19 protein-coding genes are annotated in these 17,647 nt (G+C 52.2%); 9 read left to right on the forward strand and 10 right to left on the reverse strand.

Annotated features, from left to right (window positions below):
* Nucleotides 1–55 precede the first annotated feature (55 nt).
* Entirely contained in the window at nucleotides 56–574 is a 519-nt protein-coding gene (locus FJM65_RS17600) for a hypothetical protein (protein WP_140623115.1), read from the forward strand.
* Nucleotides 575–809: 235 nt separating this feature from the next.
* Here the strand turns inward: FJM65_RS17600 and FJM65_RS17605 are convergent, their stop codons facing one another.
* The 8 genes from FJM65_RS17605 to xerD form a co-directional block, all read right to left on the reverse strand.
* Nucleotides 810–1,454, reverse strand: coding sequence for a LolA family protein (locus FJM65_RS17605; RefSeq protein ID WP_140623117.1), 645 nt, complete (start codon nucleotides 1,452–1,454; stop codon nucleotides 810–812).
* 32 nt (nucleotides 1,455–1,486) lie between these two features.
* A complete protein-coding gene (locus FJM65_RS17610) occupies nucleotides 1,487–4,096 on the reverse strand; it encodes an FtsK/SpoIIIE family DNA translocase (RefSeq protein WP_140623119.1) in 2,610 nt (869 codons plus the stop codon).
* 75 nt (nucleotides 4,097–4,171) lie between these two features.
* Complete coding sequence (locus tag FJM65_RS17615) at nucleotides 4,172–5,203, reverse strand: quinone-dependent dihydroorotate dehydrogenase (protein WP_140623122.1); 1,032 nt, start codon at nucleotides 5,201–5,203, stop codon at nucleotides 4,172–4,174.
* A gap of 168 nt (nucleotides 5,204–5,371) precedes the next feature.
* Nucleotides 5,372–5,842 carry a hypothetical protein gene (locus tag FJM65_RS17620; RefSeq protein WP_140623124.1) on the reverse strand — a complete coding sequence of 157 codons (471 nt, stop codon included), beginning with the start codon at nucleotides 5,840–5,842 and terminating at the stop codon, nucleotides 5,372–5,374.
* Between the two features lie 66 nt (nucleotides 5,843–5,908).
* Nucleotides 5,909–6,976, reverse strand: a complete 1,068-nt coding sequence (locus FJM65_RS17625; RefSeq protein ID WP_140623126.1) for a M48 family metallopeptidase — start codon at nucleotides 6,974–6,976, stop codon at nucleotides 5,909–5,911.
* Nucleotides 6,977–6,978: 2 nt separating this feature from the next.
* Nucleotides 6,979–7,962, reverse strand: a complete 984-nt coding sequence (locus tag FJM65_RS17630) for a YjgN family protein (protein ID WP_140623129.1) — start codon at nucleotides 7,960–7,962, stop codon at nucleotides 6,979–6,981.
* 144 nt (nucleotides 7,963–8,106) lie between these two features.
* On the reverse strand, nucleotides 8,107–8,826 hold the full coding sequence (locus FJM65_RS17635; protein WP_140623131.1) for a VIT1/CCC1 transporter family protein: 720 nt from the start codon (nucleotides 8,824–8,826) through the stop codon (nucleotides 8,107–8,109).
* Nucleotides 8,827–8,860: 34 nt separating this feature from the next.
* Complete coding sequence (gene xerD, locus FJM65_RS17640) at nucleotides 8,861–9,760, reverse strand: site-specific tyrosine recombinase XerD (RefSeq protein ID WP_140623134.1); 900 nt, start codon at nucleotides 9,758–9,760, stop codon at nucleotides 8,861–8,863.
* 266 nt (nucleotides 9,761–10,026) lie between these two features.
* Here xerD and aroQ point away from each other — a divergent pair, with 266 nt between their 5' ends.
* The 5 genes from aroQ to FJM65_RS17665 all read left to right on the forward strand — a co-directional run bounded on the left by aroQ (nucleotide 10,027) and on the right by FJM65_RS17665 (nucleotide 13,773).
* The gene (gene aroQ / locus FJM65_RS17645; RefSeq protein WP_140623136.1) at nucleotides 10,027–10,473 is read left to right on the forward strand and encodes a type II 3-dehydroquinate dehydratase; all 447 of its coding nucleotides are present in this window, start codon (nucleotides 10,027–10,029) and stop codon (nucleotides 10,471–10,473) included.
* 80 nt (nucleotides 10,474–10,553) lie between these two features.
* Nucleotides 10,554–11,615 carry an aminotransferase class V-fold PLP-dependent enzyme gene (locus tag FJM65_RS17650; RefSeq protein WP_140623138.1) on the forward strand — a complete coding sequence of 354 codons (1,062 nt, stop codon included), beginning with the start codon at nucleotides 10,554–10,556 and terminating at the stop codon, nucleotides 11,613–11,615.
* Nucleotides 11,616–11,734: 119 nt separating this feature from the next.
* Complete coding sequence (locus tag FJM65_RS17655) at nucleotides 11,735–12,295, forward strand: MarC family protein (protein WP_140623140.1); 561 nt, start codon at nucleotides 11,735–11,737, stop codon at nucleotides 12,293–12,295.
* 80 nt (nucleotides 12,296–12,375) lie between these two features.
* Nucleotides 12,376–12,840, forward strand: a complete 465-nt coding sequence (rnhA, locus tag FJM65_RS17660; protein ID WP_140623142.1) for a ribonuclease HI — start codon at nucleotides 12,376–12,378, stop codon at nucleotides 12,838–12,840.
* 216 nt (nucleotides 12,841–13,056) lie between these two features.
* Nucleotides 13,057–13,773, forward strand: coding sequence for a tRNA1(Val) (adenine(37)-N6)-methyltransferase (locus tag FJM65_RS17665; RefSeq protein WP_140623144.1), 717 nt, complete (start codon nucleotides 13,057–13,059; stop codon nucleotides 13,771–13,773).
* A gap of 63 nt (nucleotides 13,774–13,836) precedes the next feature.
* Here the strand turns inward: FJM65_RS17665 and FJM65_RS17670 are convergent, their stop codons facing one another.
* Nucleotides 13,837–14,223: a nuclear transport factor 2 family protein gene (locus FJM65_RS17670; protein WP_140623146.1), complete on the reverse strand. Its 387-nt coding sequence runs from the start codon at nucleotides 14,221–14,223 to the stop codon at nucleotides 13,837–13,839.
* 13 nt (nucleotides 14,224–14,236) lie between these two features.
* Nucleotides 14,237–15,577 (reverse strand): saccharopine dehydrogenase family protein, encoded by a 1,341-nt coding sequence (locus FJM65_RS17675; RefSeq protein WP_140623148.1) that lies wholly within the window; start codon nucleotides 15,575–15,577, stop codon nucleotides 14,237–14,239.
* 128 nt (nucleotides 15,578–15,705) lie between these two features.
* Here FJM65_RS17675 and cdd point away from each other — a divergent pair, with 128 nt between their 5' ends.
* From cdd to FJM65_RS17690, 3 genes are all read left to right on the forward strand, one after another.
* Nucleotides 15,706–16,188 (forward strand): cytidine deaminase, encoded by a 483-nt coding sequence (cdd, locus tag FJM65_RS17680; protein WP_140623151.1) that lies wholly within the window; start codon nucleotides 15,706–15,708, stop codon nucleotides 16,186–16,188.
* 199 nt (nucleotides 16,189–16,387) lie between these two features.
* On the forward strand, nucleotides 16,388–17,035 hold the full coding sequence (locus tag FJM65_RS17685) for an alpha/beta hydrolase (RefSeq protein ID WP_140623153.1): 648 nt from the start codon (nucleotides 16,388–16,390) through the stop codon (nucleotides 17,033–17,035).
* A 119-nt stretch (nucleotides 17,036–17,154) separates the two neighbouring features.
* Nucleotides 17,155–17,472, forward strand: coding sequence for a hypothetical protein (locus FJM65_RS17690; RefSeq protein ID WP_140623155.1), 318 nt, complete (start codon nucleotides 17,155–17,157; stop codon nucleotides 17,470–17,472).
* Nucleotides 17,473–17,647: the final 175 nt, after the last annotated feature.

Here is a 17,647-nt window from a genome sequence, read left to right on the forward strand (position 1 = left end):
TCTGTTATTGCAACCTATCTTCCTGCAAAAGGGTCCTTATAGTATAGCAAACGACATGAAAACAGCACTTTCCATACTTAGCCTCACGTTATCTTTATTCTTTGTGTGCGGGTGCAGCAAAGAAGCTGACGAAGCTGTGCCTGGCCAGTGGGTGAACAACACGGAAGAGCTTACCCAACAGAACAAGCAAAAAATAACCATCACCCAGGGTATTACCGGTACGCTTACCTTAAAAGAAGGCAACTGCATGCCGATCATCGGGCCAAACAGCACCTGCAAAGAATATCCTGTAAAGCGCACGGTGGTTGTCTACCCCTACACTACCCTGCAGGAGGCTGAGCAGACTGAGCATGTATACTATAAAATTGACGCCCTGCCTGTGTTAACGGTAGAGAGCGATGCAGAAGGATTTTATCAGGCCAAACTTAGCCCTGGCACCTACTCCGTGTTCATCCTGAATGACGGAAAGCTTTTCGCTAATAGCACCGACGGCCAAGGCGGCATTAACCCGGTGCGTGTGGACGAGGACGTGGTAACCACTTTCAACCCGCGCCTTGATTTCGCGGTTTATTAACTGATGGTATGAAGGGAAGGCAGTTGGCGGGTAAATATGGGAAAGTCACGTTTGAAAGGGACAACAAATAATTCTCCATCTGTTCCTGCCGCAAGATTGCATCATGGGAAACCACGAGTTGAAAACCCGCGGCAGAAATGCTTCTATGACACCAGATGACGACTCCTAAGTATAAAAAGCAAAAAGGCTACCCCAAACAGGAGCAGCCTTTTTTAGTATCATAAATTGGTTGGGTTTATCTTAAGTCTACCACGCTCACGCCTTTATACTTGGCTTTGTTAAACGTAAAGGCATCAGAGGCAAGCGTTGGGTTTGCCTGAAAGTTGCTGATAGTATAAGTATAGCGGTTGCCGTTGTTGCGGAACATCTGCCAGCTCTTCAGCGTCTTATCTTTCTGGCTGATATAGAGGCGCACTTTGTAGATCGGATTCTTACGGTCTTCCGGCGAAAGCTCCACCACATCATACTTTACGCCGCCCTGCGTTTCGGTGCCGGCGTAGGCATACTTGTAGCCTTTCTTATACATGTCAAAGATCTTGCTCGGGGCCATCGCCTCGGCTTCTTCATCGGCTTCGGTAATCGTTACCTCGTTCACATCCTTCAGGAAAGTATACATGGTTTTGCCGTCGCTGATGATTTCCTGGCCGCTCACGCCCAGCCTATACTTGTCGCCGCTCACGGTAATGCTGCCGTTCATGGTTTCCTTCACCTTGGCCGATGGGTTCTCCAGGGTCTGGGCAAAATCGGCTTTAAAAGCTTTCATGGAGCGGTACTTCTGGCTCATGGTGTTCAGAATTTTGGCCGCCTCGGGGTCTTGCTGCGCCTCGGCCACAGATACAAACATCAGCACAACCAGCAGTAGAGAGAATAATTTCTTCATGTCTTTGTAAAAGTACTTACTTGTTTCGATTTCTATCCAAGTGTGTTCAATAACTGTTCCAAACTGTACTCATCCGGAATTAAAACTTCGCGGGCCTTGCTTCCCTCAAACGGACCTACCACTCCAGCGCTCTCCAGTTGGTCTATCAGGCGGCCGGCGCGGTTGTAGCCCAGCTTCAGGCGGCGCTGCAGCAGCGAGGTACTTCCCTGCTGGTGCTGCACAATTACGCGGGCAGCCTCCTCAAACAACGGATCGCGGTTACTCGGGTCGAAATCAGCTTTATCGTTTCCGCCTTCATCGCCCACAAACTCTGGCAACAGATAGGCATCGCTGTAGCCCTGCTGCTCGCCGATGTGGTCGCAGATACGGTCCACTTCCGGCGTATCCACAAAGGCACACTGGATACGGATCATATCCGAACCGATGGAGAAGAGCATATCCCCCTGGCCGATCAGTTGGTCGGCACCACCGGCATCCAAGATAGTTCTGGAGTCAATCTTGGAAGTCACTTTAAAGGAGATACGCGCTGGAAAGTTGGCCTTGATGATACCCGTGATCACGTTTACCGACGGACGTTGCGTGGCTACCACCAGGTGTATACCAATGGCTCGGGCCAGCTGCGCCAGACGGGCAATCGGTGTCTCCACCTCTTTACCGGCGGTCATCATCAGGTCGGCGAGCTCGTCAATCACCAGCACGATGTAGGGCATAAAGCGGTGGCCCTTCTGCGGGTTCAGCTTGCGCTCCACAAACTTGCGGTTATACTCCTTCAGGTTGCGGCAACCGGCATCCTTCAGCAAATCGTAGCGCATGTCCATTTCCATACACAGCGAGTTGAGCGTATTCACTACCTTTTTGGTGTCGGTGATGATGGCCTCCTCGCTATCCGGCAGCTTGGCCAGGAAGTGGCGCTCGATCTTGTTGAAAAGCGAGAGTTCCACCTTCTTCGGGTCCACGAGCACAAATTTAAGCTGCGACGGGTGGCGTTTGTAGAGCAATGAGGTCAGGATGGTGTTCAGGCCAACCGACTTACCCTGCCCCGTGGCACCCGCCATGAGCAGGTGCGGCATTTTAGCCAGGTCCGTCACAAATACTTCGTTAGTAATGGTCTTACCGAAGGCGATCGGCAGGTCCATGTCGCTCTTCATGAACTTCTCTGTGGAAAGTATAGAGCGAATCGAAACCATCTCTTTTTTCGTGTTCGGCACCTCGATACCGATGGTACCCTTACCCGGAATCGGGGCGATGATACGGATACCCAGGGCCGCCAGGCTCAGGGCGATGTCGTCCTCCAGGTTTTTGATCTTGGAGATACGCACCCCGGCGTCCGGCACAATCTCATAGAGCGTAACGGTAGGGCCGATGGTGGCTTTGATGCTGGCGATGCTGATGTTGTAGTTGGCCAGCGTCTCCACGATCTTATCTTTGTTGGCTTCCAGCTCCTCTTTGGTTACCTGGATTTTATTGGCGCCATAGTCGTTGAGCAGTTCGATGTTCGGGTATTGGTAGCGGGCCAAGTCCAGCGTCGGGTCATAGTTTTCCATATCCCCGATGATGGTTTCCTCCTCCGGCGTCTCCTCTATGTGCAGCGCCATTTCCGGTTCATCGTCTTCCACGGCATCGTCCAGTTCCAGCTCCTCCGGCAGATTGATATCCAGCTCCAGCGACGGGGAATCATTCTTTGGAGGAGCAGGCGGATCGGCCTTTTTCTGTTGCTGCAGCGAGCTTAGCTCCATTTCCAGCGCCCGGTTTATTTCCTCGTCGTCCTCGTCAAACGGTACTTGTTCCTCTTCTTCATACTCCAGAGAGGCCGTAGGATCCGCGTTGTGGTTGATGCTGTTTGTTTTGGCGCCCAGCACGTCGCCCAGGCTCTCGGCGTAGTTCCTTTCATCGCCCGCAGTTTCGGTGGCAAGGGTAGCAGGTTTGGCAGCGCCCCAGTTTATACTTGTGATGTTAAAATAGCTCACCACGAACACCAGCAGCAGGAAGCCCAGCAGCAGCCAGGAGCCCCACCCGATCAGGCTGTTCAGCCAGATGGCCGAATCCACGCCCACGGCGCCACCCAGAAAACCGTATGGGCCAATAAGATCTGCAGAGAACATAATATAGCCCATCGCCAGGCTCAGCCACAGCATACAGAAGCTGCACAGCCCCAGCACATAGCTCAGCGAAACATTTACCTTTTTAAACACGATCTTAGACCCCGTGAAGAATAGCACAGGTATAAAGAAGAAGGCCCCGATGCCCACCAGGTCGTTAATAAAGAAGTGCGACAGCCAGGCCCCAAACAGCCCCAGCCAGTTCTCCGCCTCCTGCCCCGACTCTTTCAGGCCGGTGCCGCTCACGGTTTCCACCACGCTCTGGTCGGCGTTGCCCGTGAACAGGTAGGATACAAAGGCGATGGTCAGGAAAAAAGAAAAAAGGAGGAACGTGAAGCCCACCGTCAGTTTGAACCGGCGGTCGTGCAGAAACCCGATTCTTAGATTAATCCGGGGTGTTGGAATCCGGAACGACCATTTTTTCTTTTCTTTCTTTGGCTTCTGCCCCTTCGGCACATTTGCCCCACGTGGCTCATTCTTACCACGCACCTCATTCTTCCGCCCTGCTTTCAGCGTGTCGTCTCTGTAAGTGTTCTTGGCCATACCCTCAGCTATCGTTATAATCCCAAATTTACACTTTTTCGTGGCAATGCCTTAGCCTTTGCACCCGAATCTGGCTTATCTGGAGCGTAATTTTTTATTGATTTGGCTTATCAACGAAGGCCCCTCGTAGATGAAGCCGGTGTAAAGCTGCACCAGGTCGGCGCCGGCGTTCATTTTATCCACCGCGTCTTGCGCCGTCATAATGCCGCCCACGCCGATCAAACGAATTTCAGGCGGCAGGTAGGTACGTAGGTGCTGTATTATTTGTGTGGAGTGTATCGTCAGGGGTTTTCCGCTCAGGCCGCCCATGCCTATCTCCTGCACCCGCGCCTCCGGCGTGTGCAGCCCGGCACGGCTAACAGTGGTGTTCGTGGCGATGATGCCGCTCAGTTTGGCTTCCTGTGCAATCTCGATGATGTCGTTGAGCTGGTCCAGGTTCAGGTCCGGGGCGATTTTGAGCAGCAGCGGCTTGGGCGTACCCATTTTCTGGTTCTCCTCCTGCAGCGATACTAGCAGCTTTTGCAGCGGCTCCTTGTCCTGCAAGGCGCGCAAATCCGGCGTATTCGGCGAGCTCACGTTCACTACAAAGTAGTCTACCACATGGAACAGCGCCCGGAAGCAGTATAAATAGTCGTTTAAGGCCTCCTCGTTCGGCGTCACCTTATTCTTGCCGATGTTGCCGCCTACAATGATGTTGCTCTTGCGCTTCTCCAGCCTCCGAACGGCGGCATCCACGCCCTCGTTGTTGAAGCCCATGCGGTTGATGATGGCCTGGTCCTGCGGCAAACGGAACAGGCGCGGCTTCTCGTTACCCGGCTGCGGCTTCGGCGTCAGCGTACCGATCTCCACAAAGCCAAAGCCCAGCTCCGCCAGTTCGTCCACCAGTTTGGCGTCCTTGTCAAAGCCTGCGGCCAGCCCCACCGGGTTCGGGAATTTGAGGCCAAACAGCTCGCGCTCCAGCCGCGGGTCCTCCACCTTAAACATACTTTCTGTGATGCTTTTGGCAAAAGGCAGCTTCATGGAAGCACGCAGAGCGTCGGTGGTCAGGTAATGCACTTTCTCGGGGTCGAGCTGGAACAGCAGCGGGCGCAACAGGCTTTTGTACACGGCGTATCGGGTTAGGTTATACTTGCCTGCAAAGATAGGATTAGGATTTAATGATTGTGGGGTGAAGCGGATTTTTTACTTACGACCTCGCGGTGTCTGCCAGACCCGCGAGTGCAGTTAATAGGTAAGGCACAGCTGAACAGAAAGGCTTAACTTATTTACTTAAAGTTATTTTTTCTTTTTTGCTTCATATTCTCCAAGCATTTGGCTTAGCTGCCTTGTTTCATCTATTGTAGTCAACCCAGTTTGTTCTGCAACTACAATGATATCATTTACATAATCATACTCTATTCGGCCTCTAATCTTTCCTCTTTTTAATATCTTCTCGAGCTTATTTTCTCTTTCATAGGCCAAGCCTTCCTCATTAATTCTTTTCCAGAAATATTCAACCGCTTCCCCACTTGCCTCCTGAAAGTAGGTAAAAACGGCTTCTATCTCATACTTAAGCGAAGCAATTGTCCTGAATTTCTTTTCTGCTCCAAGTATTCTTTTCTTTTGATCTTCTAAGTTTGATATCACCATTTTCAACACCCCACCTGTCCAGCCCTCTGGTAGATATTTGGTGTATGCCTCAATGGAGAGATCAATGGCTTTAAATAGCCTATCTACCTCTTCTTGATAGGATTTTCTATTTTTCATTTGATTTACTGCTGCAAGACGCTCGCAGGAGCTACGCACACTGCGAGGTCTATCCGGTTTTCTAAGCTACTCCCCCTTCAGCTCTTCCCAGGCAGTTTCCAGGGCTGGGTTCGGAGCTGTTTTATACTTGCTCTCCTCTATCAGCATGTTCAGTTCATCGATTCTATCTGCGGTGCGGGGGTGGGTACTGATGAATTTCAGGAACTCCGGCTCGTTCGAGTTCAGGCGCTCCATCAGCCATACCATGCCCTTAGGGTTCAGGTTGTTCTGGGCTAGCAGCGCCAGGCCTGCCTTGTCAGATGCTGTTTCGGCCTTGCGGCTATACTCCAGGCTGTACATCGAGGAGGCATTGTCTACTATCACAGCAGCAACACCGCTCACATCGCCAAACAGCACCGAGAGCAGCATGTAGTGCGAGAGGCTGCGCGCCATGGCTTTGGTGGAGTGCCGCATCTGCACGTGCCCGATCTCGTGGCCCAGCAGACCGGCCAGTTCCTCATGGTGCTCCATTTTATCCAGCAAAGCATCGTGCACAAGTATAAATCCGCCCGGCATGGCAAAGGCGTTCACCGCCTCGTTCTCCACCACCGTGGCCCGTATCGGAAAATCAGACTTTACCTCCAAGGCGTCCAGATACTTTTGCAGCGCCACAGTTTTAGCGGAGTCCACGGTATAGCCTTCCAGCATCTGCTCGTACAGCTTCTCGCCCATCGCATGCTCATACTCCTTCGGGAAATGGGCGGCCACTTGTTCGGCCAGCGCCGGCACGCCCCAGAAAAACAGCGCTACCGCCACCAACAACAGGCCTAATCCGCCTATCAACAAGCCTTTTACACCCGTTTTCGCAAACGAGCTGTAACCCGACTTCAGGAAAGTGGCTCCTTTATACTTATGCTCCAGCGCCTGCTGAAAGCCCTGTTCAAAAACAGCTATACTTTGGCGCGGGAAAGTGCCATACTCCAGCACGGTAGTGGCATCGTTAAATTCTGTTTTGTGCATCTCTGAAAGATGCCAGACCTCAGTGCCGTTATCACTGTCTGTTTGCCAATTTATGCGGATGTAGTGGGGCTCCAGTATAATGAAAGCGGGCATACCCTTAGAGGTACGCCCGTTATAGTATTTTCCTTCAAACATAGTTAGATGATACCGATATCCATCATGTCGGCCATGTCTTCAAACGTAGCGTTTTTATACTCTTCTTCTGTTTGTGCCAGTGCATCCGGGTTAAACTCCCCAATAATCTCGCAGTTGTTTATTAGCACAGCTAAAGTACGCGTAACAACCCACGAGTAGCCCAGGCCCAGCGTAAACACCATGATGAACATGTTGCCAAGCGCCAGCTTCAGGTACTGCATGCCGGTAAGGGAAGAGTCGAGGCGGCTATACTTTCCGTCCTGCTCTATCAGAATGTTGTCTATATAAAATTTGATCAGGTCTTTCGCCCACCAGAAAGAATAGATACCTAATGTAAATATGCTCAGGAAATAACCTTTTATGTTGATCATGAAAAGTTCGGTACCTTCTCCTTCGTAGCTGAATCGGGCATTGCCAAAGCGCAGGTGCCCGAAAATCTCTTTGCGCAAATTGGCCGTGAACCAAGGCGTGTAGAAGCCGAGTGTGATAACCGTGAAGAACAGGTTTTTGAGGAATACCTTGTACATAGCACCCAACGTGCCACGGTAGCCCATGTGTATGCCGCGCCAGCTGGTGCGGGAAGTACGGTAACGCATCATGCCATGTATGGCCAATGGCACCAAGGCCGATAACCCGGCAAAGAAAATACCCAGGCAGATAAAGTATAAACCTGGATCCGTTTCAATATGTAAAGAGCCATAAATTAACACACCGTAAAGCGCTATAAAAATGCCCATACCCTTTATAAAGCCGATGAACATCTCTTTGCCGGTGCCGTGGAAGGTGAAGGGACTGCCGGCCAGCTCGGTTTTGCGGTAGATGTACTGCAGGTTTTTGGCTTTTGCCCAAGGGTAGTACAGGCCCAGGGTCACGAGCATCAAGGCGATGTTCACGATTTGGATGCCGAAAAGCTCAGAGCCTTTTCCTTTGAAAGAAAGCGTTGGTGCGGAAACAGGCGTTTCCAGTACAGTAGAAGTTTGTTCCATAACTTGTTTTTTAGAGTTGCAGATTTTTCAACCTAAATATATAACATGTTACATATTTAAAAAATACTTCATCTGTAAAAATTTATAGGCAAGGCTGCGATACACGCTGCCGTGGGTAGGAACAAGTTTAGAAACAGGAAACGCTTACCGGAACAAGCCCTCCAGCACCGCCCCCACATAGTAAGACAGCACGGCGGCCACCCCTCCCAAAAACAAGGTTTCGGCGATGCCCTGCAGCATGTTCTTGTTGTTCACGATGCTCTTCAGCGTGCCGATGATGCACATGGCCACGCCGGTCAGGATACAGGAGTAGATAAAGAGGTTTTCGGTGCTGGTCTTAAAGATGAGGGCAAAAACGTAGGCAACTAAAGGTATAAACCCGATCAGCAGGAAAGAGATGAACGTCATACCTGCCGTTTGATAAGCGGATGTCTGGTCTTTGGCCATCTCCAGTTCTTCCTTCATCATGGTATCCACCCATACTTCTTTGTTGGAGGTGATCACCTGCACCACCTGCTCCAGCAGCGCCCCCTCAAAGCCCTTCTTACGGTAAATCTCCCGGATCTCCTCTACCTCCGTCTCTCGCAGGTTCTCAATTTCCCAGTGCTCAGTGGCTTTGTGCCGCTCATAGGTATCGTGGCTGGCCTTGGTAGAGAAAAAGTTACCGACAGACATGGAGAAGCCATCGGCGATCAGGTTGGCGAAACCAAGTATGATGACCACCGGAATATCCAAGTTAGCGCCCGTAGCGCCTGCCACTACGGCAAACGTGGTGATAGCCCCATCGATACCGCCGTACACAAACTCGGGCAGAAACTCTTTGCTGAACAATCCTGAGCCGCTTTTTCCGTGTGGTTCTTCCATGGCAGTACGAGCTTTAAGCTTATTTAACGCAAAATCAGCTTCTCGGGTGGAAGTCTTTGATCACCTGCTTCAGGTAATCGCGGTCCAGGTGAGTATAAATTTCGGTGGTGGTGATGGACTCGTGGCCAAGCATTTCCTGCACCGCCCGCAGGTCGGCACCGCCCTCTATCAGGTGCGTGGCAAAGGAATGCCTGAAGGTATGGGGGCTCACCGTTTTCTGTATTCCGGCTTTGGCAGCCAAATCCTTAATGATGGTGAAGACCATGACGCGCGTCATTTTGGCGCCACGGCGGTTGAGGAACAGGATATCCTCGTGCCCTTTTTTGATGTTGAGGTGGCAGCGGATGCCCTCGCGGTACAGCTGGATATGCTTCAGCGCGTCGCGGCCGATCGGCACCAGGCGCTCCTTCTCCCCCTTGCCGGCAATTTTCAAAAAACCGGCATCGGCATACAAATTACTGATGCGCAGGTCCAGCAGCTCGGATACGCGCAGGCCGGAGCTGTAGAGCGTCTCCAGCATAGCGCGGTTGCGGGTACCCTCGGGCGTAGACAGGTCGATGGCGGACAGCAGCTGCTCTATCTCATGGAAGTCGAGGGTGTCGGGCAGTTTGCGGCTGAGTTTTGGGGCCTCTATGGTCTCGGTGGGGTCGGTCTGCATCATGTCCTCCATGATGAGGAACTTGTAAAAAGCCCGGATGCCGGACAGGGTGCGGGCCTGCGAGTGCGGTGTCATGCCCAGCTCGTTTATCCACTCCAGGAAATCGCGCAGGATGGCCGGCGTTATGTTTTCAGGGGATACCTGCAGCCCCTGCGCATCCAGGAAATCAACCAATTTGCGCACATCGCGCCCATACGCCTCCACCGAGTGCCGCGAGAGCGACTTCTCCAGTTTCAGGTATTCCTCAAATTGCTTTAAACAGATGCGCCAGTTCACGATTGGGAGTTAGAAAGTTAGAAGGTTGTAGAGACGCCATACGTTGCGTCTTTAGTTAGAGCGTTTAAGAGTTTGGGAATTAGAGAATCTTGAATGTATGAATAAAGGTAGAGGTTGAAAACTTAAGGTATAAAATCCATATGGAAGAAAACCCTGTATATCCCTCCCCTCCTTTTTAATCCTGATCCAACAATTAAACAATTTTTATTAAGCAAAGATAGTTAATCCTTACCTTTGTAGCTTTGGAAATTTGTTTACTTTAAACTATGAAAATACTCATCCTGAACGGCCCGAACCTGAACCTGTTAGGTGTGCGCGAGAAGTCGGTGTATGGCACCCGCTCGTTCGAAGATTATTTTGAGGAGCTGAAGGAGGCATTTCCGGCGTTGGAGCTGTCTTACTTCCAGTCGAACACCGAGGGCGTGCTGATTGACAAGCTGCACGAGGTGGGCTTCACCTACAAAGGCATCGTGTTCAACGCCGGTGCCTATACCCATACGTCGGTGGCCCTTTCGGATGCGATAAAGGCCATTGAGGCGCCGGTAGTGGAGGTGCACATCACCAATGTATACGCCCGCGAGGCCTGGCGGCAGAAAAGCATGATCGCCCCTTACTGCAAGGGCAGCATCAGCGGCCTTGGACTGGAGAGCTACCGGCTTGCCCTGCAGTATTTTGAGCGGCTAAAGCCAAAACAGATCGGCTTTACTGTATAAAATCTGCAACCTGCGCCGTTATAGGTTCGTTAAATACAATTCTTATAATATAGTATAAAAACTATATAAACCCACTGCCCATGCTCAACTTCTATCCCGGCCCCTCCAAAGTATACCCTGAAGTACGGACCTACCTGGTAGATGCGTACGATGAAGGGATCATGAACACGCCGCATCGGGGTGAGCAGTTTGTGCAGATGTCGCGGGCGGTGGTAAACTCTATCAAGCGTAAGCTCAACATCCCACAGGATTACTACATTTTCTTCGCCTCCTCGGCCACCGAGTGCTGGGAAATCCTGATCCAGAGCCTGACCAGGCACAAAAGCTACCACATCTACAACGGCTCTTTTGGGGAGAAGTGGTTTGAGTACGCCAAAAAGCTGCGGCCGCAGGCAGAGGGCTTTCAGTTCGACTTAAACGAGCCGATGCCGGTGAGCGACCTGCACATCAGCCCCGACACCGAGCTGATCTGCTTTACGCAGAACGAGACCTCCAACGGCACCCAGGTGGGCCCTACCACCATACTGAACCTGCACAACCGCTTCCGCGACACCCTGACCGCCGTGGACGCGACCTCCTCGATGGCCGGACTGAACCTGAAGCTGATCAAGGCGGATATCTGGTTTGCCTCGGTGCAGAAATGCTTTGGCCTGCCGCCGGGGCTGGCGGTGATGGCCTGCTCGCCGCGCGCCATTTTTAGGGCGAAGAAAATGGCCGAGCGCAGCCACTACAACAGCCTGGTGCCGATGTATGAGAAAATGCTGAACTACCAGACCACCCATACGCCTAACGAACTGAACATTTACCTGCTCAAGCGCATGCTGGAAGACCGTCCCTTTATTAAAGGCATAGAGCAGGACCTGACTGACCGTGCGCAGGACCTGTATACTTTCTTTGAGCAGTTCGCCGATTTCAGGCCGCTGGTAGAGAACGAGGAGGTGCGCTCTAAAACGGTGATCACACTTGCAGGCAACGAGAAGCTGGTGGAGGACGCCAAGAAACGCGCGCTGCACCACAACATCCGCCTGGGCAACGGCTACGGCCCCTGGGCCCGCAACACGTTCCGCATCGCCAATTTTCCGGCCATACTGGATGAGGAGTACGAGGAGCTGAAGCGCTTTTTCCTGCACTATTACGCCTGATCGGGGTTAAAGAGTTTGGGAGTTAGAGAGTTTAGGAGTTCCTTTGTATTAACCAAGTGCAGGCTTCTGAACCATAATTAACTTTTTAACTCTCTAACTTTTTAAATTTCTAACTCACTGTGTTTAGCATCAAAGAGATCGCATCGGTTACGCTCACGCTGTTTGCCGTGATAGACATCATCGGCTCTATCCCGATCATTCTGGACCTGCGCAAGCGCGAGGGAAAGATAGAGTCGGAGAAGGCCACAATTATTTCGGGTATCCTGATGATCGCATTCCTGTTCCTGGGGCAGTCCATCCTGAGCCTCTTCGGCATCGATTTCGAGTCGTTTGCCATGGCCGGTGCCATCATTATTTTCCTGATCGGCCTGGAGATGATCCTGGGCAAAGACTTCTTCCACACCGACCCGGAAACGAAAAGCGGCTCCATTGTGCCGCTGGCGTTCCCGCTTATTGTGGGGGCCGGCACCATGACCACGCTGCTCTCGCTGCGCGCCGCCTACTCGCTGCCCAACGTGCTGGTAGGCATCGTGCTCAACCTGATCTTCGTGTACATCGTGTTGAAGGCCAGCAGCTGGATTGAGCGCAAACTGGGCAAAGACGGCGCCAACGTGCTGCGCAAAGTGTTCGGCATCATCCTACTGGCCATCGCCATAAAACTCTTTAAAACGAATCTTTAATTTTGAATGAGTGATAGAGTGAATGTGTGAATCTCTAAACATTCGCTCATTCACTCAGTCGCTCATTCACCATTTATACTATGATCGAACTTTATACAGACGGAGCCTCGCGCGGGAACCCGGGACCGGGTGGCTACGGCGCTATTTTGCGCTGGAAGCAGCATGAGAAGGAGTTGACAGAGGGCTTCCGGAAGACCACGAACAACCGCATGGAGCTGCTGGCCGTGATCAAGGGGCTGGAGGCGATTACCAAGCCGGGCATGCCCGTTACCGTTTACTCCGACTCTAAATACGTTGTGGACGCCGTGGAGAAAGGCTGGGTGTTTGGCTGGCAAAAGAAAGGCTTTAAAGGCAAAGCCAACTCCGACCTCTGGAGCCGCTTCCTGCGCATATACCCCAAGCACAAGGTAAAGTTTGTGTGGGTACGCGGCCACGCCGGCCACCCCGAAAACGAACGCTGCGATGTGCTGGCCGTGAACAGCGCCCTCTCCCCTAACCTCCTCGTGGACCAGGGATTTGAGTCCGGCGCCTATCAGCCGAGCTGATGTTTAATGAGTAAGTGTCATTCTAGGCAGCATTCAGAAACTGACACATCTTAACGAATAGCATCCTTAGTTTAGGGAAATGAGCGCTACCGCATACATTCAGATCTTCCAGAAGTTATTGGATTAATTAACCTAAGTTGTTATCTACAAATGCATTGCAGGGGTGGATTAATCGCAGCCTGAGTCACTCATCCACTCATTCAAAATTAACCTCCCATGCCCAACACCTACTTCCAGTTCAAACAGTTCCGGGTGGAGCAGGACAGGTGCGCCATGAAAGTATGCACCGACTCCTGCGTGTTTGGGGCGTATGTGGAGGTTGGGGAGGCGCAGCGGATACTGGACATCGGCACCGGCACGGGGCTGCTCTCGCTGATGGTGGCGCAGCGCAGCGGGGCAAGTATAGATGCCGTGGAAATTAACCAGGAAGCGCAGTGGCAAGCGCAGGAAAACTTCTCGGCCAGTCCCTGGGCTAGCCGGTTGCACCTGCACCCGCACAGCCTGCAGGGGTTTGCCAAACAGCAGCGCCCGAAGTATGATCTTATACTTTCCAACCCGCCCTTTTTCCTGAGCTCGCTCAAATCGCCGGACGCGGCGAAGAATACGGCCAAGCACGCCGGGGAGCTTCTTTTTGAGGATATTTTATACTTTGCACAGCAGCACCTGACGGAGCACGGAAAATTATACCTGCTGTTGCCGCCCGCCGAGGCTTTATACTTTGCCAAGCTGTCCAAAGCCTCCGATTTATACTTGCAGGAGGTGCTGCAGGTGTATACGTACTACGGCGGCAAGTGCATCCGCCATATCCAAACCTATACTTTTGCGCCTGCTGCAGCTCCTGTAACGAAGGATTTCTACATCCGGGAGGAGGACAAAGTAACTTATACTTCTGAGTTTACCGATTTACTGCAGCCGTATTACCTGGCTTTTTAGTCTCAGACGCTCGCAGGACCTCCCGAAACGCTTCGGGACAAGTTCGGATACTGCGAGGTTTTTCTAGCTGATGTCCTGCAGCTTAATGATCTTGTCACCTTCGAAGTAAAAAACAGACTTTCCTTCCATACTGATCGTTTCGCCGGCCATCAAGCCGTTTGGCAGGTCTACCGCCACTACACCGCTGTAGTCAAGCTCCACTTCGGCCACATCATCTTCAACGTTTATACTTTTTACCCGCTGCTCCCGCTCCCGAAAGTATGACGCCGCCTGCTCTGCCTGGTGCCTGAACCCGGAAATGCCCAGGATCTTATGGTTTGTTACGCCTTCACTAATGTTCTCGAAAACGATATCCGGGTGCAGGTGCTGCACCATACCTGCCACATCAAAGGAGTTATAGGCGTTGATGTAGCTTTCAATTATTTGCCGCTTCTGTGTCTCGCTTAGCATAGGGTTAACGCTGTTAAAGTACCCGCTCCGTCTCCTCAAACCGGATGCCGTAGTCCTCCAGCTCGGCCAGCACCGGCTCGTACAGCTCCGGGTAAATCGGGATGACCACACCGCGGTGCGTTATTTTGCCCTGCAGCAGCAGCCTGGCCAGTATGCCCACCGGCAAGCCCACTGTTTTGGCCATGGCCGTCTGCACCTCGTCTTCGCCGAGCACGACCAAGGTAGAGGTTATTTCGCGCTGCTCGCCGCCCAGCTCATACCCAAACTGGTGCTGCATCACGATCATGTCTTTGTCGCCGGGCGCCAGGCTCAGCTTTTCTTTCAGTATCTTTTCCAGGATTTGTGCCGGCGTGGCTCCCTCTAGCCCAACAGGCGTCTCTTCAAACAGGCCCAGCCATTCCAGCTTTCGCATCACCTCGCCATCCACAGGCAAACCCAAGTATAAACTCAGGCGCTCGGCCATACTTTGCTCCGGAAAAGCGGCAGGCGGCAAAAAGGACTCTACAAACGTGCGGTAGCTCATGCGCTCCGATCCGTCCAAGGTATAACTGTCGTCGGTGAGGCCGAGCTGCACAAACACGTTCCATGCCTCGCAATAGCCTTTACGGCGCAGGGTGCCGCGCAGCATAGTGGGGATGTCGAGCAGGCCATAGGGCTCTCGGTAGCTTAGGGAGTCGCGGTTGGCATAACCCTCAAAGTGGCCGTAGCCCTCCACGTAAAAGTCATCGGTGCGCTGAAACAGCTTGTGGTACGGGATGTACTTGTACTGCCCTTGCTTGATATACTTGGCCGTGCCCTGCCCTGCCAGCACCACATTGCGCGGGTTCCAGGTAAACTTGTAGTTCCAGGGGTTGTTGTCCGACTCCGGTGCCACCAGCCCGCCCGTGTATGACTTGAAGGATGTAAGCTTGCCGCCCGCATCTTTTACGCTCCGTATCACGCGCATGGCCGACATGTGGTCTATGCCCGGGTCCAGCCCCGACTCCATCATAACCGTCAGGTTTTTCTTCTGCGCCTCGGCGTGCAGCGCCAGAAACTCCGGCGACACGTAACTGGCCGTGATCAGGTGCTTTTCCTGCTTCAGGCACTCCCGCGCCACCTCAATATGGAAAACGGCCGGCAGCAGCGAGATCACCAGGTCTGCTTTGGCCACCTCCGCCGCGCGCTGCTTTGTATCGTGCACGTTAAAGGTGATGGTTTCGGCAAAGGAAATGGGGCCTACAATCGGCTCCAGGTGCGTTACCGAAATATCGCCGATGGTAATGTGCCAGTCTTCGGCGGTGGCGTGGTCAAACAGGTATCGGATAAGCGAGGAGGCCGAGCGGCCGGCGCCCAGTAGCAGGATCTTTTTCATAGGTGGGTTATCGGGTTTTGCCATAAGTTAGAAATTACCTGGTGTATGCCCAAGACTAAGTATGGTTTTATCAGATAAATAGATTAAATTTATAGCCCTTTTCTAATTTTTAAACTTATTTATGCTGGATGGCAAGTAAACTGAATGTTGAAATAAGCGTGGATGTGCTGGAGCCTCAGGAACTGACGCCGGAGGAGCAGAAGGCCATGCAACTTGCTCAGGAGGCTGCAAACGACGCTTACGCTCCTTATTCTAACTTTTTGGTGGGCGCTGCCCTACTGCTGGAGGATGGCACCCTGTTTAAGGGAAGCAACCAGGAGAATGCGGCATACCCCTCCGGGTTATGCGCCGAGCGCACCGCCCTTTTTGCCTTAAGTGCCAATCACCCCAATGCCAAAATAAAGCTGCTGGCTGTAACCGCCCGCCGCCGGCAGGAGCAGCAGTTCCTGCCCGCCATGCCCTGCGGCGCCTGCCGTCAGGTAATGGCCGAGTATGAGTACAAGCAGCACGAGCCGATTCCGGTACTCCTGCAGGCTGCCAATGGCAAGTTTTACCGCTTCCACTCTGTAGCAGACCTGCTGCCCTTCCAATTCACGCCCGACAACCTGTAGGGAGTTTGGGAGTTAGAGAGTTGTAGAGACGCAATACCTTGCGTCTTTGGAGTTAGAAGGTTAAAAAGCTTGGGCTTACCACAGCTTTCTAACCTATTTGCTAGTGGAATTTGTAATTTACAGGTGTGCTGCTAGATATGCTTTATACTTCGTTCTCAATCCAAGGGTAGCTGAAGTATAAAATACACTACCTTTCATCATGACCGAACACAGCCTTACCGTGCCCCGCACCGCCCGCTACTATACCTTGGGCACGCCCTCCGAAAGTATAACCGACCTCTGGATTGTGTGCCACGGCTACGGGCAATTGGCGCGCTTCTTTCTGCGGCACTTCGCTGTGCTGGATAACGGGCAGACGCTGGTGGCGGCACCGGAGGCCTTGTCGCGGTTTTACCTGGAGAAGTTCTCTGGCCGCGTGGGCGCCACCTGGATGACCAAGGAAGACCGCCTCTCCGAAATAGACGACCAGGCCAATTACCTGAACCTGCTACTGCAGGAGCAATTGCGCCAACTGCCGCAGGAGGTGCGCATCACAGTACTGGGCTTCTCGCAGGGCGGCGCTACTGTTAGCCGCTGGCTGGCTACGCAAAACGTGCCTGTGCACCGGCTCATCCTCTGGGCCGCCTCCTTCCCCGAAGACATCGACTTTGCCACCGGGAAAACCGCTTTCGCCAACCTGCCTGTGGCCGTGGTCTACGGCACCCAGGACGAGTTTATCACGCCCGAGGCCCTGCAGCGCAAGCAGCAGCTCATGCATCAACTGCGCATCCAGCCGCAGGTTTATACTTTTGAGGGCGGCCATACTTTGCACCCGGAAACGCTGGCGCTGGTGGATAGGGAGTTGTAGAGAAAGTGTGGGTTTGAATGAATTAAGTTTATCTTTAAGGCTCCGCCAATAGTGGGGTAAACAGAGTAGGGTTTGGATTAGCTAATAGTTGGGGAGCATTTAAAGTAAAGAATAAATATATGATTCACATTTTAAAAGAATATCTTCAATTGGGCAGGAGTGTGGTGATTTCAGTATTTATTACCTTTTTCTTCATAGGTATAAGCTTCAACAGACTATTATTACCTGAAGCTATATTTACATTAATTTTATTTCTTCTGGCAGTTTATGGAATAGCTTCGTTCAGCAGCTTAGTTTACTGGACTTCTTCTGAATGGTCTGAATTAAATAAAGAGAGAAAATCCAAGAAAATTCTTAAAGTAGCAGTTCTTGCACTTCTTTTAACTGTTCAAATCTGGTTAGTAGGAAAGGTCTTAATGATATACTTCCGTTTTTAAAAAGAGAGTGCACAAAGAAAAAGATAAACCGCCCCAATCGAGTAGCCTGCCGTGAGCAAAATTGCTCACGGTGAGGCTCTCCGTCGAGTAGCGCAAGGGAACCTCCCCCTTACGCCCTCACAGAACCGTGCGTAAGACTCTCGCCTTACACGGCTCCTATTATCCAACCTTCACG

It is taken from the genome of Pontibacter mangrovi, from assembly GCF_006385705.1.
In the GTDB taxonomy this organism is placed as follows: Bacteria; Bacteroidota; Bacteroidia; order Cytophagales; family Hymenobacteraceae; genus Pontibacter; species Pontibacter mangrovi.